Here is an 18,090-nt window from a genome sequence, read left to right on the forward strand (position 1 = left end):
GTGTCGCGGACAGGCCTAGCGGAGGCCCTCGGCGAGGGCCTTCTCGGTTGCGGCGCGGACGGCCGCCTCGGTCTCGCCGGTGAGCGGGAAGCGCGGCGGGCGGGTGGCGCCGCCGGGGCGCCCGGCCAGGTCCATGGAGAGCTTGATGGCCTGGACGAACTCGATCTTGGAGTCCCAGCGGAACAGCGAGTGCAGGGCCTTGTACAGCGGCAGCGCGGTGTCGAGGTCCCCGGCGACGGCGGCCCGGTAGAGGGTGGCGCAGGCGTCCGGCAGGGCGTTGGGGTAGCCGGCGATCCAGCCGACGGCCCCGGCGAGGGCGAGTTCGAGGAGTACGTCGTCGGCGCCGATGAGCAGGTCGAGGCCGGGGGCGAGTTCCGCGATCTCGTAGGCGCGCCGGACGTCCCCGGAGAACTCCTTGACGGCGACGATGCTGCCGTCGCCGTGCAGCCGGGCGAGCAGCTGCGGGGTGAGGTCCACCTTGGTGTCGATGGGGTTGTTGTACGCGACGACGGGCAGTCCGGCGCGCGCGACCTCGGCGTAGTGGGCGCGTACGGACTCCGCGTCGGCGCGGAAGGCGTTGGGGGGCAGCAGCAGGACGGAGCCCGCGCCCGCCTCGGCGGCCTGGTCGGCCCAGCGGCGCGCCTCGGCGCTGCCGTAGGCGGCGACTCCGGGCATGACGCGGTCACCGTCGCCCGCCGCCTCGACGGCCGTGCGGACGACGCGGGCCCGCTCCTCGTCGGTGAGGGTCTGGTACTCCCCGAGGGAGCCGTTGGGGACGACGCCGTCGCAGCCGCCCTCGATGAGCCAGGCCACGTGTTCGGCGTAGGCGTCGTAGTCGACGGTCAGGTCCTCGCGCAGGGGCAGCGCGGTCGCGACCATGATTCCGTGCCAGGGACGGGTGCGGGTGGGCGCGGGGGTGTGCGCTTGGGTCATGGCAGAGCTCCCTAGTGTGGTGTGTGACATTTTACTAGTGGGCACACGGAGCCCACAAGGGCTGCGGCGCTCCGGATCAAGGCCGATCAGCCCTCCGCGGCGGGCAGTTCGGCGAGGTTGCGCAGCGGAACCGGGCAGGACAGCGGTCTGCGGTCCGCGGCCGGCTCCTGCCCGGCGAGGGCGGCGACGGCCGGACCGCACATCCTGCCCTGGCACCAGCCCATCCCGGCCCGGGTCAGCAGTTTGACGGTACGCGCGTCCCGCGCGCCGAGCTCCCGGACGGCCTCGCCGATCCGGCCCGCCGGAACCTCCTCGCAGCGGCACACCTCGGTGTCCTCCCGCAGCCAGCCGGTCCAGCCGGCCCCCGGGCGGTGGGCGGCGCCCATCGCGTCGGCGAAGGCGCGCAGCCGCGAGCGGCGGCGGAGCAGGGCGGCCGGGACGGGCCGTCCGGCGACCGCGCGGGCGGCGATCTCCCCTTCGGCCAGCGCCAGTTGGGCGCCGCCGATGCCGCCGGTCTCCCCGGCGGACCAGATGCCGGGTACGGAGGTGCGCAGCTGCGGGTCCAGTTCCAGGGCCACGGTGCCGTCCGCGGCCCGCAGGGTGGCGCAGCCGAGGCCGGTGGCCAGTTCCAGCTGCGGGACCAGGCCGTGCCCCACCGCGAGGGCGTCGCAGGGGATCCGGCGGGCCGTGCCGGGCAGCGGCCGCCAGTCCGGGCCGAGCCGGGTCACGGTGACGGCCTCGATCCGGGCGGCGCCGTGGGCCTCGGTGACGGCGTGCCGGGTGAGCAGCCGGATGCCGTGGCGCAGCAGGGCTCCGCCGTACGAGGCGCCTTCGGCGAGCTTGCCGGGGTTGCGCAGCAGGGCGGGGAGGCGTCCGGCGTACGCGGTGTAGGCGGCGGCCTCGACAACGGCCGGGACGGTGGCTCCGGCCGCCGCGAGCGAGCCGGCCACGGCGAGCAGCAGCGGCCCGCTCCCGGCGACGACGACCCGCCGGCCCGGCAGGACGAGCCCGCTCTTGAGCATGGCCTGCGCCCCGCCGGCCCCGACCACCCCGGGCAGGGTCCAGCCGGGGAAGGGCAGTTGCCGCTCGTGGGCCCCGGTGGCGAGGAGCACGGCGCGGGCCCGCACGGCGGCGGCGCGCTCCTCGGGGCCCGCCACGGCGTGCAGCAGCCAGTCGGCCCCGTCGGGCACCACCGTCCAGACGTGGTGGAGCGGGAGGTACCTGATCCGGCCCGCCGACTCGTGGGCCCGCAGGGCGGCTTCGCGGCCGGCGAAGGCGGCCCAGCCGTGGTGCAGCGCTTCGGGGCGGTCCGCGCCGAGTCCGGGCGCGGGGTGGCGGTAGTACTGCCCGCCGGGCCGTTCCCCCGCGTCCAGCAGGGTCACGCGCAGCCCGAGTCCGGCGGCCGTGACGGCGGCGGCGAGCCCGGCCGGGCCCGCGCCGACGACGGCGAGGTCGCACGGCGCGCCGTCAGACTCCGAGTTCGGCACGGCCGGTCCCCTCCTGGGTGGTGACGCGGTCCCCGGGGCGGGCCGGGACCAGGCAGGCCCGCTGGTTCGGGCGGCCGTTGACGGTGACGAGGCAGTCGTAGCAGCTGCCGATCCCGCAGAACGCCCCGCGCGGGGCGCCGCCCTCGCGGGTGGTGCGCCAGGACACGATCCCCGCGCCCCACAGCACGGCGGCGATGCTCTGGCCCGCCTGCGCGGGCAGTTCGCGGCCGTCGAAGCGGAGGGTGTACGCGGCCTGCGGTACGCCCCCGACGAGCGCGCGGGGCGAGCGGCCGGAGCCGCTGCCCGCGCGGCGGAACCGGCCGCGGGCGGGGCCCGGCGGGCGGTCCGGGTCGGTCGGGCTGGTCATCGTCCGGTCTCCTTCGGGTGGTCGGCATCGGCGACGGCGTCCGCACCGGGAGCCGCGTGCGCACCGGGGGCGGCCGGGCCGAAGCGGTCCGGGCGGAACGGATGCGGGTCCAGCGGGGGTTCGGTCCCGGTCAGGGCCGCCGCGATCAGCACCCCGGTGCCCGGAGCCAGGCCGATCCCCGCGCCCTCGTGCCCGCAGGCGTGCAGCAGCCCGGGTACCCGGGGGTCCGGGCCGATCGCCGGGAGGTGGTCGGGCAGGTACGGCCGGAAGCCGTGGTAGGTCCGCAGCACCCGCACGTCGGCCAGTACCGGGAACAGCGAGGCCGCCTGGGCGGCGAGCCGGCGCAGGGCCTCGGTGGACAGGCCGCGGTCGAAGCCGACCCGCTCCCGGGTCGCGCCGATGAGCACCGGCCCGGCGGGGGTGCCCTCGACCACCGCCGAGGACTGCAGGGCCGCGGAGCCGCTGGCCACGTCCGCGATGTAGTCGGCGGCGTAGACCTTGTGCCGGACCACCCTCGGCAACGGCTCGGTCACCAGGACGAAGCCGCGGCGCGGGAGCACCGGGAGGGTGGTCCCCGCGAGCTGCGCGATCCGGCCGCCCCAGGTGCCGGCCGCGTTGACGACGGCCGGGGCGAGGAGTTCGCGGGCGGGGGTGCGCACTCCGCACACCGTCCCGCGCTCCGTCACCAGGCCGGTCACCTCCTCGCCGAGGTGGACCCGCGCGCCCGAGGCGGCGAGCAGCCTCGCCGCCGCCTGGGCCGGCTGGACCTGGGCGTCCTGCGGATAGTGGAAGCCGCCGGCGAGGCCCGGTGCCAGGTGGGGCTCCAGGTCGCGCAGGGCGTGCGGATCCACCTCGACGGCGTCGACGCCCGCAGTGCGCTGGGCCGCGGCGAACTCGCGCAGCGCCTTCAGCGTCGTCTCGTCGGGGGCGACGAGCAGCCCGCCCTTGGCCTCGTACTCGACGGTCCGCGGGAGGACGGCGGCGAGTTCTCGCCACAGGGCCGCCGACAGCAGGGCCAGGGCGAGTTCGGGGCCGGCCTCCTTGTCGGAGACGAGGAGGTTGCCCTCCCCGGCGCCGGTGGTGCCGCCCGCCACGGGGCCGCGGTCCACGACGGCCACGGAGAGTCCGGCGCGGGTGGCGTAGTACGCGCACGCGGCTCCGACGACGCCGGCGCCGATGATGACGACGTCCAGGGAGTGTCTCTTGGGCACGGCAGTAATATGTCACATTCTCTAAAGGGTGCCTAGGGAGAGCCCGGGTGCCCGAGGGGCAGGGGTGTTGCGGGCCGGCCCCGCCCCCCGTTCAGAACGGGGCCGGCCCTGCGGTGGTCAGCCGCGCAGCGGGCCCTCGCAGCTGTAGGAGGAGCTGCCGGCCGTCTTGTTGGTCCAGATCTCCACCGGGCCGAAGGAGCAGTTCATGTCGGCCAGGTTGTTCGAGGCCGCGCCGGCCCGGTCGAGGATGAAGTAGTCCACCGTCTCGGACATGTCCTTGAAGTTCTGGTCGTCGCTGCGCCAGTTCTTCAGGTTCGCGCTGATCCGGCCCGTACAGCTGAACCGGCGCTTGCCGGGATCGCCGTTCTCCACGCAGTCCGGGGTGTTGTACGTGGCCGTCGCGAAGGCCGACTTCACGTCGGCGAGCGCGGAGTGGCGCAGCCGGTCGTTGGGCGTGAAGGTGGTGTTCGGCACGTACAGCTGGTCGACCTTGGCGATCTGCGCGTCCAGGAAGCGGTTGTAGTCGCGCTGGAGGTAGGTGTCCGCGCCCGTCCGGTGGCGCCAGGCGTCGTACGCCGCCACGTCGTTGTTGCGCAGGTGCGTGTACATCTCGCGCAGCAGGCTGGGCTTCTCGGTCCACAGGAACTCGAAGAACGTGCCGGCGTAGTTGTAGAAGCGGAAGCCGTCGCCGTCGTAGGTGGCGTTCAGCAGCTGCTCGACGCTCATGCGCGGGCCGCCGCCGGAGGTGTCGCTGATGATGCCCTTGACCAGGGACTTGCGCACCGCGATGCCGTTGTCGCGGGTGGAGCCGTCGAAGAACTCGGCCGTGCCCTCGTCCATGGCGGTGGTGCGGTCGCCCTCGTACCAGGGGCCTTCGCCGAAGAAGCCGGGGACGGCGTAGCGGCCGTTGAGGTAGTGCGTGTACTCGTGGCGGAAGAGCTCTTCCAGGGTGAGGGAGGAGTCCTGCGGGACGCGGCGCTGGTAGGTGTAGAAGGTGGCGCCGTTCTCGATGTAGATGCCGCCGTTGTTGGTGCCGTAGCCGGTCAGGATCGGGTGGTAGTTCTCGTAGTCGGCGCGGGAGGCGTAGAGCACGATGTTCAGCGTGGTGTTGGGGTCGCCGGCGAGCGGCTGTTCGGTGCCGAGCACGCGGTGGTACTGGGCCTTGACCTGCTTGCTCGCGTAGTAGAGCTGGTCGACGGTGGCCCGGTCGAGGGCGGTGCGGACCTTGATGGCGCCGTTGTCGTAGGAGTAGGTGTAGGGGAAGAGCTGCTTCTCGATGTCCTCCTTGCACACCCCGTACGGCTTGCACGCCTCGTAGAAGTTGAGCCAGGAGACGAGCTTGGCCCACTGCTCGCTGCCGTTGCCGAAGGTGGCCTTGACCGGCTCCAGCAGGGCGCCGAGGTCGGCGACGGTCTGGGCCTTGAGGGCGTCGATCTGGCCGAAGCGGCCGTACTCGCCGAGCGCGTCGCGGCTCACCCACGCGTTGGCGGTGCCCTTGAGGTGGCCGTATCCGGCGAAGGCCTTGAAGACGGCGCGGTACGCCGGGTCGGCCGCCACGGCGGCCTGGAAGGCGGCGTCCTGGTTGCCCGGGTACACGCCCAGGTAGTTGACGGACAGGGCGGCGAGGGCCGCCCCGCCCCAGGAGGCGTCCTGGTTCGTCGCGGGGTGCGAGGCGTCCATGGTGGCGAGGACGTTCTTGATCAGGCCGAGCTGGTGCTGGCGCAGGCCGGGCGCGCTGGCCGCGTAGAGGGCCTCGCGCAGGGTGCGGGCGTTGGAGGGGGTGGCGTCGAAGGTGCGGGCGGCGGCGCCGAAGTCCGCGACGGCCCGGCGCATGGCGTCGACGGTGGGGGCGTCGGTGACGTCGATCTCGTCACGGGAGTAGTCGTGGTAGGCGACCGCGTGCAGGTACGTGAACATCTCCTCCAGGTGGGAGGAGTTACGGCCGTCGTGGGCGGCGGCCAGGCCGGATATCCGGCGGGAGACGGCCTGTACGTGGGCGTCCGACATGACGGGCGCCAGGCGGGCGTCCCAGGTCCAGATCAGGCCCCGCAGGCAGCCGTCGGCGAGGACGGCCTGGTCGCCGAGGAAGTCGGCGAACCGCTCGGGGGAGAGAGCGGTGATCCCGTCGAGGGTGCAGGGGACGGCGACGGCGAGGTCCCGCGTGGTGGGCGCGGCCTGGGCGGCGGCCGCCTTGCGGCTCTTCTCCGCGCGCTCCCCCGCGGAGGCGGAGGCGGAACCGGGGGCCGGGGCGGCGGGCTCGGCGGCGCCGGGCACCTCGCCCTTGCCGACGGCCAGGCCGCCCGGGGCGGGGGCGGGGGCCGGGACGAGCTCCTGGGCGTTGGCGAGGCGGTCGACCTCGTCGAACGGGTTCGGCGCGGCGGCCGGGGCCGCGGCTCCCGGCGCGGAGGCTCCGGCCGAGAAGGTGGCGGGAACCGGGGCGCCCGTCTCGGCGGCCTGGGTCACGGCCTGCCCGGCGGAGGCCAGCAGCGTGACCGCGACGGCGGCCGAGAGGAGGGACGTACGCACAGCTCTGTGCTGGGACACCAAGAACTCCTGGTTGGGAGGGGAGGTGGGGGAAGTGGTGCGCGAACTGCCTGCGATGAACTGCCCTGCGTCACACGGCGTTTGACGGGGATTAACGTGCCGCGGTGTGAGCTGTAACATAGTAATGTGAAATTGCACTGACAAGCCCTGTGCGCCCACCAGTTCGCATCTTCTTGAGGGAGCCCCATGACCGACACCCCCTCCGCCCTGCACACCGGGAGCCATGACCTGCCGGTATCCCCGGAGTTGTCCCGCTTCATGGCCGCCGACTGGGCCGCCTCCCCGCTGCCCGGCTCCAGCCGGACTCCGGCGCACTCGGTCACCCCCGCCCGCCGCGCCCGCCTCTCGGCGCTGTTCCCGGGCGAGCGGCTGATCGTCCCGGCCGGCGAGCTGAGGGTCCGGTCCAACGACTGCGACCACCGCTTCCGCCCGCACAGCGCCTACGCCTGGCTGACAGGCCTGACCGGCGAGGACCAGGTGGGCCACGTACTGGTGCTGGAGCCCTCGGGCCCGCACGGACACGAGGCGGTGCTGTACCTGCGGCCGCGCTCCCCGCGGGCCGGCGGGAACGAGGAGTTCTACCGCGACCGGCGGTACGGGGAGTTCTGGGTGGGCCGCCGCCCGGACCTGGCGGAGGCCGAGCGGCTGACCGGCATCCGCTGCGCACACCTGGACACCCTGGGCTCACCGCCCGCCCGCGACGCCGCCTCGGACTCCGAACTGGCCGCGGTCCTCTCGGAGTTGCGCCTGGTCAAGGACGCCTGGGAGGTGGAGCAGCTCCAGCTGGCGGTGGACCACACCACCGCCGGTTTCGAGGACGTCGTACGGGAACTGCCGCGCGCGCTGGCCCATCCGCGCGGGGAGCGCTGGATCGAGGGGGTCTTCGGCCTGCGCGCCCGGGCGGAGGGCAACGGCACGGGGTACGAGACGATCGCGGCGTCGGGCGCCCACGCCTGCGTCCTGCACTGGATCCGCAACGACGGCCGGCTGAACGGGGACGAACTGCTGCTGCTGGACGCCGGCGTGGAGACGGACACCCTCTACACGGCGGACATCACCCGCACCCTCCCGCTGTCGGGGCGGTTCTCACCGGTGCAGCGCCAGGTGTACGAACTGGTCCTGGCGGCCCAGGACGCGGGCATGGCGGCGCTGCGGCCGGGTGCCAGCTTCCGGGACTTCCACCGGGCCGGGATGCGGGTGATCGCCGAGGGCCTGGCGGAGTGGGGGGTGCTGAAGAACGCCGAGGGCGACCTGCACCGGCGCTACACGCTGTGCAGCAGCGGCCACATGCTGGGGCTGGACGTCCACGACTGCGCGAAGGCGCGGACCGAGACGTACCTGGACGGGATCCTGGAGGAGGGGCAGGTCCTGACGGTCGAGCCGGGCCTGTACCTGCAGCCGGACGACGAGACCCTCCCGGCCGAGCTGCGCGGCATCGGGGTGCGCATCGAGGACGACCTGGTCATCACGGAACAGGGCGCCCGACTGCTGTCGGGCGCCCTGCCGAGGTCGGTGGCGGGCATCGAGGAGTGGATGGGCCGGCTGCTGGCGGGCTGAGGGCCGCGCGCCGTCGGCGCTCGTGGTCGGCGCCGGCGGCTAGTCGTTCCAGTTGTTCCAGTTGCCGTAGTCGCGCCAGCCGTCGTCTCGCCAGTTGCCGTTGTCGTTCCAGCGGCCGTCGTGCCAGTTGCCGTTGTCGCGCCAGTTGTTGTCACGCCAGCCGTCGTTCCAGCTGTCGTCGTAGTTGCTGTTGTGCCAGCCGTCGTGCCAGCCGTCGTTGTAGTTGCTGTTGTCCCAGCACCAGCCGGGACGGTAGTTCCCGCGTGCGGGGTCGCAGCAGGCGCGCCACTCCCCGTACCGGGAGCTGGAACACCAGTCGTTCTGCGGAAGGCTTGCCGCGAAAGCGCCACTGACAGGCATCAGGCCGAGTGTGATCCCGGCCGCCCCTGTCACTGCTGCGGCAACGAACCCACGGCGCATATCCATGCACCTCCGGTATTGGTGACGGAGACCACAAAAGGGGCATTTCCACCCTGCCCTCCCTCCCGGCCCCTGTCAAAATCACGGCAGGACCGCGAACCCGTCCAGTTCGACCAGCGCTTCCTCGTCCCACAGCCGGACCACGCCCACGACGGCCATCGCCGGGTACTCGCGCCCCGCCAACCGCCGCCAGATCCGGCCCAGTTCAGCGGCGTGCGTCCGGTACGAGGCCACGTCGACCGCGTACACCGTGACCCGGGCCAGCCCCCCGGGGGTACCGCCGGCCGCCGCCAGGGCGGCCAGCAGATTGGCGAGCGCCCGCTCGAACTGCTCCGGCAGGGTCTCCCCCACGACCTTGCCGGATCCGTCCAGCGCGGTCTGGCCCGCCAGGAAGACCACCCTGCCGCCCGTCATGGCCACCGCGTGGGAGAACCCGGTCGCCGGGGACAGCTCCGGCGGGTTGATGCGTTCCAGGCTCATCCCGCCACCCCCCGGTAGAGCTCCTTCGCGATGATCGTGCGCTGCACCTCGCTGGCCCCCTCGTAGATCCGCGGTGCCCGTACCTCCCGGTACAGGTGTTCCAGCAGGTGGCCCCGCTGGAGGGCGACGGCCCCGTGCAGCTGGACCGCGTGGTCCACCACGTACTGGGCCGTCTCCGTCGCCAGCAGTTTGGCCATGGCCGCCCGCCGCGGCACCTCCGGCGAGCCGCTGTCGTACGCTCCGGCCGCCGAGTAGACCAGCAGCCGGGCGGCCTCGATGCGGGTGGCCATCTCCGCCACCCGGTGCGCCACCGCCTGGAGGTCGGCCAGGACCCCGCCGAAGGCGGCCCGGCCCGCCGTGTGCGCCAGCGTCGCGTCGAGCGCCGCGCGCGCCATGCCGACCGCGAAGGCGCCCACGCTCGGCCGGAAGCGGTTGAGGGTGTCCATCGCGACGCGGAACCCCTGCCCCGGCTCTCCCAGCACGTCCCGCGGCCCCACCGGCACCCCGTCGAAGGACAGCGCGCCGATCGGGTGCGGGGAGAGCATGTCCAGGGCCTCCCCGGTCAGCCCCGGACGGTCGGCCGGCACGAGGAAGGCCGTGACCCCCTTGGCCCCCGGCCCCTCACCCGTACGGGCGAACACGGTGTAGAAATCGGCCTCCGGGGCGTTGGAGATCCAGCGCTTCTCCCCGGTCAGCCGCCATCCCCCGGCGTCCGGCTCGGCGGCCAGCGCCAGCGCCGCCGCGTCCGATCCGGCCCCGGGCTCGCTCAGCGCGAACGCCGCCACCAGCCGGCCCGCCCGCACCCCCGGCAGCCACCGCTCGCGCTGCGCCTCGCTGCCGGCCCGGAGCACGGGGTGGGCGCCCAGCCCCTGCAGGGCCAGCGCCGTCTCCGCCTCCGTACAGCCGTAGGCGAGGGATTCCCGCAGCAGGCACAGCTCCAGGGCGCCCGAGCGGAAGACCCGCTCCAGCAGGCCCTCTTCGCCCAGTGCCGCGAGCAGCGGCCGGTTCACCCGGCCCGGCTCCCCCTTCTCGGCCAGCGGCCTCAGCCGCCCGGCCGACAGTGCGCGCAACTGCCCGCACCACTCCTCTTCTTCCGCTCCGAGCGCGAATCCGGTCATCCGAATATCCCCGCATCTATCGCGTCCTGTTGACTGCCGTCACCGTCACGATACGCTCGTGGGACCAACGCACGGACAGCTCCACCCCATTCGGTTCCATCCAGAAGGGGCCGGACCCCCAACCCGGGGCCCGGACCGTCGCAAGGGGGCGAACCCGCCTTGGAGCTCAAGCCTTCCGCCCACGCCGACACCTTTACCCGAGACCACCTGCCGCCGGCCCACGCCTGGCCGCACCTGCTGTTCGAGCTGCCCGAGCTGGCCTACCCGGACCGGCTGAACTGCGGCGCCGAGCTGCTCGACGCCACCATCGAACGGTTCGGACCGGACCGCCCCGCCTTCCGCAGCGGCGCGGGCGAGGTGTGGTCGTACGGGGAACTGCGCGACCGGGTCGACCGGGTCGCCCACGTCCTCACCGCCGATCTCGGCGTGGTCCCCGGCAACCGGGTGCTGCTGCGCGGACCCACCGGCCCGTGGCTCGCCGCCTGCTGGCTGGCGGTGATGAAGGCCGGCGCGGTGGCCGTCACCGTCCTGGCCCAGCAGCGCGCCCAGGAGCTGGCCACGGTGTGCGCGATGGCCCGGGTGCACCACGCCCTGTGCCACGCGGACGCGGTGGACGACCTGGTGAAGGCGGAGGTCCCCGGGCTGCGGATCACCCCGTACGGCGGCGAGGGCCCCGACGACCTGCTGCGGCTGGCCGCGAGACATCCGGCGCCCTTCCCGGCCGTCGAGACCTCCGCCGACGACGTGGCGCTGATCGCCTTCACCTCCGGCACCACCGGGCGCCCCAAGGGCTGCATGCACTTCCACCGCGACCTGCTCGCCGTGGCCGACACCTTCTCCCGCAACGTGCTGCGCCCCCGCCCCGACGACGTGTTCGCTGGCAGCCCGCCGCTCGGGTTCACCTTCGGCCTCGGCGGGCTGGTGGTCTTCCCGCTGCGGGCGGGGGCGTGCGCGCTGCTGCTGGAGCAGGCGGCGCCGCGCGTGCTGCTGCCCGCCCTGGCCGCGCACCGGGTCACGGTCCTGTTCACCGCGCCCACCGCGTACCGGTCGATGCTGGACACCCTGGGCCCGTACGACGCGGGCGCGTACGACCTCTCGGCGCTGCGCCGCTGCGTCTCGGCGGGCGAGAACCTGCCCGCCGCCACCTGGCGGGCCTGGTACGAGCGCACCGGGCTGCGGATCATCAACGGCATCGGTGCGACCGAGCTGCTGCACATCTTCATCTCCGCCGCCGACGAGGACATCCGGCCCGGTACGACCGGGCGGGTGGTGCCGGGCTGGCAGGCGCGCGTGGTGGATCCGGCCGGGCGGCCGGTCGCGGACAACGAACCGGGGCTGCTGGCCGTGCGCGGGCCGGTGGGCTGCCGCTACCTGGCCGATCCGCGGCAGGCGGAGTACGTCCGGGACGGCTGGAACCTCACCGGCGACACGTACGTACGGGATCCGGAGGGCTACTTCCGGTACGTCGCCCGCGCCGACGACATGATCATCTCTTCGGGGTACAACATCGCCGGCCCGGAGGTCGAGGAGGCCCTGCTGCGCCATCCGGACGTGGTGGAGGCGGCGGTGGTCGGGCGGCCCGACGAGAGGCGCGGGCAGATCGTCGTGGCGTACGCCGTGCCCCGGGACGGGGTGGTGCTGACCGAGGAGGCGCTGCGGGAGTTCATGCGGGCCGAGCTCGCCCCGCACAAGTGCCCGCGCTCCTTCGTCTTCCTCCCCGAGCTGCCCCGGACCGCGACCGGAAAACTCCAGCGGTTCCGGCTGCGCGACGGCGAGCCCGACCCGACCGGGCGGACAGGTCCTAGAGTGAACCCGTGGCCGAGCAGCACACCCCGCGATCTCTGATCGTCACGTTCTACGGCGCCTACGGGCGGGCCTTCGAGGGTCCCGTACCGGTGTCCGCGCTGATCCGCCTGCTGGGCGCGGCCGGCGTGGACGCGCCGTCCGTCCGCTCGTCGGTGTCCCGGCTGAAGCGGCGCGGCTTCCTGCTGCCCGCGCGGGCCCCGGACGGGGCGGCGGGGTACGAGCTCTCCGAGGAGGCCCGCGAGCTCCTGGAGGACGGCGACCGGCGGATCTACGGCGCCCCCCAGCTCTCCGAGGAGTGGCTCGTCGCGGTGTTCTCCGTACCGGAGCAGGAGCGGCACAAACGGCACCTGCTGCGCTCCCGGCTGACCCGGCTGGGCTTCGGCTCCGTCGCGCCGGGCGTGTGGATCGCCCCGGCCCACCTGTACGGGGAGACCGGGCGGACCCTGGAGCGGCTGCACCTGACGGCGTACGTGGAGTTCTTCCGCGGCGCCCACCTGGGGTTCGCCCCGACCCCCGAGGCGGTGGCCCGCTGGTGGGACCTGGCGGCGCTGGCCAAGCAGCACGAGGAGTTCCTGGACCTGCACGAGCCGGTGCTGCGGGCTCTGCAGTCGGGTCCGGAGCCGACGCCGGAGGAGGCCTACCGCGGCTACCTGCTCGCCCTGGACACCTGGCGCCGGCTGCCGTACGCCGACCCCGGGCTGCCGCGCGAGCTGCTCCCGGCGGACTGGCCGGGCGACCGCGCGGCGGCGGTCTTCGCCGAGCTCCACACCCGGCTGCGGGACGCGGGCGCGGAGTTCGCGGAGCCGTAGCCGGGGGCGGTAGCGGGCCCGGGGTCGGCAGCGGGGCCCGGGGCCAGTAGCGGCTCCCGGGGCGGGGCAACCGGGAGCCGGGCAACCGCGGGCCGGGTCGGGCAACCGCGGGCCGTCCGGGAAACCGCGTCCCCGGGAAACCGCGTCCCCGGGGAACCGCGGCCCCCGGGCGCCGCGTCACCAGCCGGTGTGACCCCGCCCCGGCCGACCCGGCCTGCCCCGAGCCCCGCCGTACCGCGCCGCCGACGGTGGCTGCCGCCGGCGCTGTCGGGGCTGGGCGGGGCCGCGGCCGGGTACGGCTGCGTCGTGCTCGCGGCGGCCGCCCGCGCGTACTGCGACGCCGGTGACGAGGCGGGCGGCCGGCTCCAGCTGTTCTTCTTCCTGCTGCTGATGGTGCCCGGCTGCGCGGCCCTGGCCGTCGGGGTCTGCCTGCTCGCCCGGCACCGCCACCCGCTGCTGCGTGCGGTGGCGGTGGCGGCCGTGCTGGGGGCGGTCGCGCTCTGGTTCTTCGCCGCCGAGGGCACCCTGGACGGCTACCCCGGGGACCCCGGGCGGTGCGGACCGGACAACGTGCCGCCGTGGTGGCCCGGGTGGCTGCCGGCCTAGCCGTCTCTTTCGGATCTTGCCGGTGAAGCCCGCGTCGTCCGGCGAAAAGCGGCTGCGGGGCCGGGGCCGGGCGCGGCACGATGGGTCATGACCTGGACGTTCAGCTCCGACCTCGCGGCCTACCTGGCCGCCGCGCGCCCCGCCGTCGCCGCGCAGCCCGTGCCCAACACCCTGCTGCTGTCCGTGGCGGACGCCCTGGAGCGGCGCGGGTCCCGCGCCTTCGGCGAGGAGGAGCCGTTCTACGGCTGGTGGGCCGGTCCCGACGGGGCCGTGGCCGGGGCCCTGGTCTGCACCCCGCCGCGCCCGCTGCTGACCGGCGCACTGCCGGGGCGGGCCGTACGGGACCTCGCCGCGGCACTGGCCACCGAACCCCTGCTGGGCGGCATCCGCGGCTTCAACGGTCGCCTCGCGGACGCGGAACTGCTGGCGGCGGCGTGGGGGCGGCCCGTCGGGAGCGGCGAGCGGCAGCGCCTGTACCGGCTCGGCACCCTCGCGCCGCCGTCCCCGGCTCCGGCGGGGCGGGTCCGCAGGGCCGTGGACGCGGACGTCCCGCTGCTGCTGGCCTGGCTGGAGGCGTTCACCGCGGAGGCCGATCCGGGGAGCTCCGTGTCCGAGGGCTGGGTGCGCGACCGGCTCTCGTACGGCGGTCTCCTGCTGTGGGAGGACGCCGGGACGCCGCTCTCGCTGGCGGGCCTCACCCGCCCGGCGGGCGGCGTCGTCCGGATCGGACCGGTGTACACCCCGCCCGAGGCGCGCGGGCGCGGGCGCGCGGCCGCGGTGACGCATGCCGCGAGCCGGGCGGCGTACGCGCGGGGCGCCTCGGAGGTGGTGCTGTTCACGGACCTCGCCAACCCCACGAGCAACGGGGTCTACCTGCGCCTCGGGTACGTTCCCGTCGAGGACCGCGCCGTATTCGTCGCCGCCTGAGCGCCGGTTCAGCCGCGGCCCGCCGGCGGCTTGCGGCTGCCCGCCCGGTACGGGGCCGGCCAGGGCGCGGCCGGTCCCTCGTACGACTGTTCGGCGGCCGCGTGCAGGGTCCAGTGCGGGTCGTACAGGTGGGGGCGGCCGAGGGCGCAAAGGTCGGCGCGGCCGGCCAGGAGCAGGGAGTTGACGTCGTCCCAGGAGGAGATCGCGCCGACGGCGACGACCGGGATGCCGAGGGCGTTGCGGATCCGGTCGGCGTACGGGGTCTGGTACGAGCGCCCGTACTCGGGGGTCTCGTCCGCGACGACCTGGCCCGTCGAGACGTCGATGGCGTCCGCGCCGTGGGCGGCGAAGGCGGCGGCGATCCGCTGCGCGTCCTCGGGCGTGGTGCCGCCCGGGGCCCAGTCGGTCGCCGAGAGCCGGACGGTCATCGGGCGGTCCTCGGGCCAGACCTCGCGGACCGCGTCGAAGACCTCCAGCGGGAAGCGAAGCCGGTTCTCCAGCGGGCCGCCGTACGCGTCGGTGCGGTGGTTGGTGAGCGGGGACAGGAAGCCGGACAGCAGGTAGCCGTGCGCGCAGTGCAGTTCCAGCAGGTCGAAGCCGCAGTCGGCGGCGCGGACGGCGGCCGCGGCGAAGTCGGAGCGGATCGCGGCGAGGTCCGCGGGCTCCAGGGCGCGCGGGACCGCGGAGACCCCCGGCCGGTAGGGCAGCGCGGAGGCGGCCACCAGGGGCCAGTTGCCCTGCGGGAGGGGCTCGTCCATGCCCTCCCACATCAGCCGGGTCGACCCCTTGCGTCCGGAGTGGCCGAGCTGGACGCCGAGGGCCACACCGGGTGCGGAGCTGTGGACGAAGTCCGCGATCCGCTTCCAGCCGGCCGCCTGCTCGGCGTCGTACAGGCCCGTGCAGCCGGGGGTGATGCGGCCCTCGGCGCTCACGCAGACCATCTCGGTCATCACCAGTCCGGCCCCGCCCAGGGCTCGCGCGCCGAGGTGCACCAGATGGAAGTCGCCCGGGACGCCGTCCCCTTCGGGCGCCGAGTACATGTCCATCGGTGAGACCACGACCCGGTTGCGCAGGGTCAGTCCCCGCAGGGTGAACGGGGTGAACATCGGCGGGGTTCCCTCGTCGGGGCAGCCGAAGTCCCGTTCCACCGCACGGGTGAACCTCGCGTCGCGCAGCCGCAGGTTGTCGTGGGTCACGCGCCGGCTGCGGGTCAGCAGGTTGAAGGCGAACTGCCGGGCGGGCTGGCCGACGTACCCGTCGATCTCCTCGAACCACCGCATGCTGGCGGCCGCCGCCCGCTGGGTGCTCGCCACCGCCGGCCGCCGCGCCGCCTCGTAGGCGGCCAGCGCGGCCGGTACGTCCGCCTCGGCCCGGACGGCCTCCGCGAGCGCCAGGGCGTCCTCGACCGCGAGCTTGGTGCCGGACCCGACGGAGAAGTGCGCGGTGTGCGCCGCGTCCCCGAGCAGGGCCACGTTGCCCCGGGACCAGCGCTCGTTGACGACGGTGCGAAAGAGGGTCCACGCCGAGCGGTTCCCGTGCAGGGGCCGTCCGCGCAGCGCCTCGCTGAAGATCTTGGCGCAGCGGGCCGCGGATTCCTCCTCGTCGCAGAGGTCGAGGCCCGCCGCCCGCCAGACCTCCTCCCGCATCTCGATGATCACCGTGGAGGCGTCGGCCGCGTACGGGTAGCCGTGCAGCTGCACGGTCCCGTGCTCGGTCTCCGCGATCTCGAAGCGGAAGGAGTCGAAGGCGAAGTCGGCCGCCAGCCAGATGTACCGGCAGCGCCCGGCCGTCACCGTCGGCCGGAAGTGGCCGGCCCCCTGCTCCCGGGTCGCGCTGTGCACCCCGTCGGCCGCGACCACCAGGTCGTACGAGGCCGCGAGGGCCCGGGCGTCCGGCGCCTCGGCGCGGAACCGGAGCCGGACGCCGAGGCCGGCGCAGCGTTCGTGCAGGATCTCCAGCAACCGGCGCCGTCCGAGTGCGGCGAAGCCGTGGCCGCCGGAGGTCAGCAGCCGTCCGCGGTGCACCACGTCCACGTCGTCCCAGCGGATGAACTCCGCGCTCAGGGCGGCGTAGACGACCGAGTCGGCCCGTTCGATGCCGCCCAGGGTCTCGTCGGAGAGCACCACTCCGAATCCGAAGGTGTCGTCCGGGGCGTTGCGTTCCCAGACCTCTACGGTGTGGCCCTGCCGGGCCAGCAGCGCGGCCGCGTACAGCCCGCCCGGCCCCCCGCCCACGACGGCGACCCTCAGGGTCTTCTCGACGGGCATGGCGCTACCTGCCCTTCCACTCCGGGGGCCGCTTCTGGGTGAAGGCCGCGTGGAACTCCGCGTAGTCCCGGCCGTTCATCAGGAGTGCCTGGGTGTTGGCGTCCAGCTCGACCGACGCGGCCAGTGGCATGTCGAGCTCGGCGGTCAGCAGTGCCTTGGTCTGCGCGTAGGCCAGGGCCGGTCCGGCGGCGAGGTGCGCGGCGAGTTCGGCGGCCCGCGCGTGGGCCTTGCCCTCCGCGGTGACCTCGCTGAGCAGGCCGATCCGCTCCGCCTCCGGGGCGCGTACGGGCTCTCCGAGCATCAGCAGCCGGGTGGCGTGGCCGAGGCCGACGACCCGGGGCAGCAGGTAGGCCGCTCCCATGTCCCCGCCGGAGAGGCCGACGCGGGTGAAGAGGAAGGCGAAGCGTGCGGTGGGGTCGGCGATCCGGAAGTCGGCGGCGAGGGCGAGGACGGCCCCGGCCCCGGCGGCCACCCCGTGCACGGCGGCGATCACGGGGAAGGGGCATTCGCGGATGGCCCGGACCACCTGGCCGGTCATCCGGTTGAAGTCGAGGAGCTGGGCGGTGTCCATGGCGAGGGTCGCGCCGATGATCTCGTCCACGTCTCCGCCGGAGCAGAATCCGCGCCCCTCGCCGCCGAGGACGAGGGCGCGTACGGAACGCTCACGGGACAGTTCGGCGAGCAGATCGCGCAGGTCGGCGTAGGCGCCGAAGGTGAGCGCGTTCAGCTTCTCGGGTCGGTCGAGGGTGACGGTGGCCACGCCGTCCTGCCGGGCCACCCGCAGGTGGCGCCACCGTTCGGTCGCTGGTGTGGAACCGGTGAAGGGGCTCACACGACCGACGGTATCACTGCACCGTGACCACCGTCACAGAAACGCGACACCCCGGGGGCGTCGGGCACGCACCGAAGGTCCCGCTCCGCCTGCGGCCCGTGGTCCCGGACGCTGCGGCCGGGGTGCCCTACGGGCTCGTTCTTCGACTTCGTATGGTTGAAAGCACGATTTCCCCGTCATGCCGCTCCATGACGCCCGTGCCCCGGCCCCGTACGCCCTCGCCCGCCCCGCGATCTGCCGCCATCCACCGCCACTCCCCACGGAAACGGACGGACCCGCCGTGCCCGACCCCTCCGCCTGGCGGATAGCCCTCCCCCACACGGCCGCCGCCGTACCCATCGCCCGCGCCCTGGTCCGTACCGCGCTCGCCGACATCGAGCCGTCCGCCGACAGCGACACCGCCGAGCTGCTGACCGCCGAGCTGGTCGCCAACGCCGTCGAGCACACCGACGGCCGGGCCCCGATCGAACTGGTCGTGGAGCTGCTCACGAACGGCTGCCAGGTCGAGGTCCACGACGGCGATCCGCGGCCGCCCGGCGATCTGAGCGCCCGCCGGGACGAGCGGGACGACGCGCACCCCGACCCCTGGCAGGAGCACGGCCGCGGCCTGCTGCTGATCCGGACGCTGAGCTCGGCCTGCGGCCACCGGCGCACCGAGCACGGCAAGGCGGTGTGGTTCACCCTTCCGGCCCGGCACCCCGCGTGAACACCCCCGGGCCCTGCCCG

16 protein-coding genes are annotated in these 18,090 nt (G+C 74.5%); 6 read left to right on the plus strand and 10 right to left on the minus strand.

What is annotated here, in order from left to right:
- Positions 1-15 precede the first annotated feature (15 nt).
- The 5 genes from ACZ4TG_RS21530 to ACZ4TG_RS21550 form a co-directional block, all read right to left on the minus strand.
- Positions 16-933: a dihydrodipicolinate synthase family protein gene (locus ACZ4TG_RS21530; RefSeq protein ID WP_468165100.1), complete on the minus strand. Its 918-nt coding sequence runs from the start codon at positions 931-933 to the stop codon at positions 16-18.
- An 86-nt stretch (positions 934-1,019) separates the two neighbouring features.
- Positions 1,020-2,420: an FAD/NAD(P)-dependent oxidoreductase gene (locus ACZ4TG_RS21535; RefSeq protein WP_468165102.1), complete on the minus strand. Its 1,401-nt coding sequence runs from the start codon at positions 2,418-2,420 to the stop codon at positions 1,020-1,022.
- Positions 2,401-2,787, minus strand: coding sequence for a (2Fe-2S)-binding protein (locus tag ACZ4TG_RS21540; RefSeq protein WP_468165104.1), 387 nt, complete (start codon positions 2,785-2,787; stop codon positions 2,401-2,403). Before ACZ4TG_RS21540 ends, ACZ4TG_RS21535 begins: the two co-directional genes overlap by 20 nt.
- A complete protein-coding gene (locus ACZ4TG_RS21545; protein ID WP_468165106.1) occupies positions 2,784-3,998 on the minus strand; it encodes an NAD(P)/FAD-dependent oxidoreductase in 1,215 nt (404 codons plus the stop codon). The genes ACZ4TG_RS21540 and ACZ4TG_RS21545 overlap by 4 nt, the downstream gene beginning before the upstream one ends.
- Before the next feature lie 117 nt (positions 3,999-4,115).
- Complete coding sequence (locus tag ACZ4TG_RS21550) at positions 4,116-6,542, minus strand: collagenase (protein WP_468165109.1); 2,427 nt, start codon at positions 6,540-6,542, stop codon at positions 4,116-4,118.
- 186 nt (positions 6,543-6,728) lie between these two features.
- Between ACZ4TG_RS21550 and ACZ4TG_RS21555 the strand changes: the two genes are divergently transcribed.
- Positions 6,729-8,099 (plus strand): aminopeptidase P family protein, encoded by a 1,371-nt coding sequence (locus tag ACZ4TG_RS21555; RefSeq protein ID WP_468165111.1) that lies wholly within the window; start codon positions 6,729-6,731, stop codon positions 8,097-8,099.
- A 39-nt stretch (positions 8,100-8,138) separates the two neighbouring features.
- Here the strand turns inward: ACZ4TG_RS21555 and ACZ4TG_RS21560 are convergent, their stop codons facing one another.
- From ACZ4TG_RS21560 to ACZ4TG_RS21570, 3 genes are all read right to left on the minus strand, one after another.
- The gene (locus ACZ4TG_RS21560) at positions 8,139-8,459 is read right to left on the minus strand and encodes a hypothetical protein (protein ID WP_468165113.1); all 321 of its coding nucleotides are present in this window, start codon (positions 8,457-8,459) and stop codon (positions 8,139-8,141) included.
- A 141-nt stretch (positions 8,460-8,600) separates the two neighbouring features.
- Entirely contained in the window at positions 8,601-8,999 is a 399-nt protein-coding gene (locus tag ACZ4TG_RS21565) for a RidA family protein (protein WP_468165116.1), read from the minus strand.
- Positions 8,996-10,117 carry an acyl-CoA dehydrogenase family protein gene (locus ACZ4TG_RS21570; RefSeq protein WP_468165119.1) on the minus strand — a complete coding sequence of 374 codons (1,122 nt, stop codon included), beginning with the start codon at positions 10,115-10,117 and terminating at the stop codon, positions 8,996-8,998. Before ACZ4TG_RS21570 ends, ACZ4TG_RS21565 begins: the two co-directional genes overlap by 4 nt.
- A gap of 159 nt (positions 10,118-10,276) precedes the next feature.
- Here ACZ4TG_RS21570 and ACZ4TG_RS21575 point away from each other — a divergent pair, with 159 nt between their 5' ends.
- The 4 genes from ACZ4TG_RS21575 (at position 10,277) to ACZ4TG_RS21590 (ending at position 14,265) form a co-directional block, all read left to right on the plus strand.
- Positions 10,277-11,962, plus strand: a complete 1,686-nt coding sequence (locus ACZ4TG_RS21575; RefSeq protein ID WP_468165121.1) for an AMP-binding protein — start codon at positions 10,277-10,279, stop codon at positions 11,960-11,962.
- On the plus strand, positions 11,932-12,732 hold the full coding sequence (locus tag ACZ4TG_RS21580; RefSeq protein ID WP_468165123.1) for a PaaX family transcriptional regulator: 801 nt from the start codon (positions 11,932-11,934) through the stop codon (positions 12,730-12,732). Before ACZ4TG_RS21575 ends, ACZ4TG_RS21580 begins: the two co-directional genes overlap by 31 nt.
- Before the next feature lie 189 nt (positions 12,733-12,921).
- Positions 12,922-13,338, plus strand: coding sequence for a hypothetical protein (locus tag ACZ4TG_RS21585; protein ID WP_468165125.1), 417 nt, complete (start codon positions 12,922-12,924; stop codon positions 13,336-13,338).
- A gap of 87 nt (positions 13,339-13,425) precedes the next feature.
- Positions 13,426-14,265, plus strand: coding sequence for a GNAT family N-acetyltransferase (locus ACZ4TG_RS21590; RefSeq protein ID WP_468165127.1), 840 nt, complete (start codon positions 13,426-13,428; stop codon positions 14,263-14,265).
- Positions 14,266-14,273: 8 nt separating this feature from the next.
- Here ACZ4TG_RS21590 and ACZ4TG_RS21595 read toward each other — a convergent pair whose 3' ends face one another.
- A complete protein-coding gene (locus ACZ4TG_RS21595) occupies positions 14,274-16,532 on the minus strand; it encodes a bifunctional salicylyl-CoA 5-hydroxylase/oxidoreductase (RefSeq protein ID WP_468165129.1) in 2,259 nt (752 codons plus the stop codon).
- A 4-nt stretch (positions 16,533-16,536) separates the two neighbouring features.
- Complete coding sequence (locus ACZ4TG_RS21600) at positions 16,537-17,364, minus strand: enoyl-CoA hydratase family protein (protein ID WP_468165131.1); 828 nt, start codon at positions 17,362-17,364, stop codon at positions 16,537-16,539.
- Positions 17,365-17,542: 178 nt separating this feature from the next.
- On the opposite strand from ACZ4TG_RS21600, the gene ACZ4TG_RS21605 reads away from it, so the two are divergent.
- Positions 17,543-18,070 (plus strand): ATP-binding protein, encoded by a 528-nt coding sequence (locus ACZ4TG_RS21605; protein ID WP_468165133.1) that lies wholly within the window; start codon positions 17,543-17,545, stop codon positions 18,068-18,070.
- Positions 18,071-18,090 lie beyond the last annotated feature (20 nt).

The organism is Streptomyces sp. NPDC028314, assembly GCF_055565795.1.

Bases quoted from the DNA above. Each gene is read 5' to 3' on its own strand.
- ACZ4TG_RS21555 (WP_468165111.1), top strand. From the start codon at position 6,729: ATGACCGACACCCCCTCCGCCCTGCACACCGGGAGCCATGACCTGCCG.
- ACZ4TG_RS21570 (WP_468165119.1), bottom strand. From the start codon at position 10,117: ATGACCGGATTCGCGCTCGGAGCGGAAGAAGAGGAGTGGTGCGGGCAG.
- ACZ4TG_RS21560 (WP_468165113.1), bottom strand. From the start codon at position 8,459: ATGCCTGTCAGTGGCGCTTTCGCGGCAAGCCTTCCGCAGAACGACTGG.
- ACZ4TG_RS21590 (WP_468165127.1), top strand. From the start codon at position 13,426: ATGACCTGGACGTTCAGCTCCGACCTCGCGGCCTACCTGGCCGCCGCG.
- ACZ4TG_RS21540 (WP_468165104.1), bottom strand. From the start codon at position 2,787: ATGACCAGCCCGACCGACCCGGACCGCCCGCCGGGCCCCGCCCGCGGC.
- ACZ4TG_RS21530 (WP_468165100.1), bottom strand. From the start codon at position 933: ATGACCCAAGCGCACACCCCCGCGCCCACCCGCACCCGTCCCTGGCAC.
- ACZ4TG_RS21605 (WP_468165133.1), top strand. From the start codon at position 17,543: ATGCCGCTCCATGACGCCCGTGCCCCGGCCCCGTACGCCCTCGCCCGC.
- ACZ4TG_RS21565 (WP_468165116.1), bottom strand. From the start codon at position 8,999: ATGAGCCTGGAACGCATCAACCCGCCGGAGCTGTCCCCGGCGACCGGG.
- ACZ4TG_RS21595 (WP_468165129.1), bottom strand. From the start codon at position 16,532: ATGCCCGTCGAGAAGACCCTGAGGGTCGCCGTCGTGGGCGGGGGGCCG.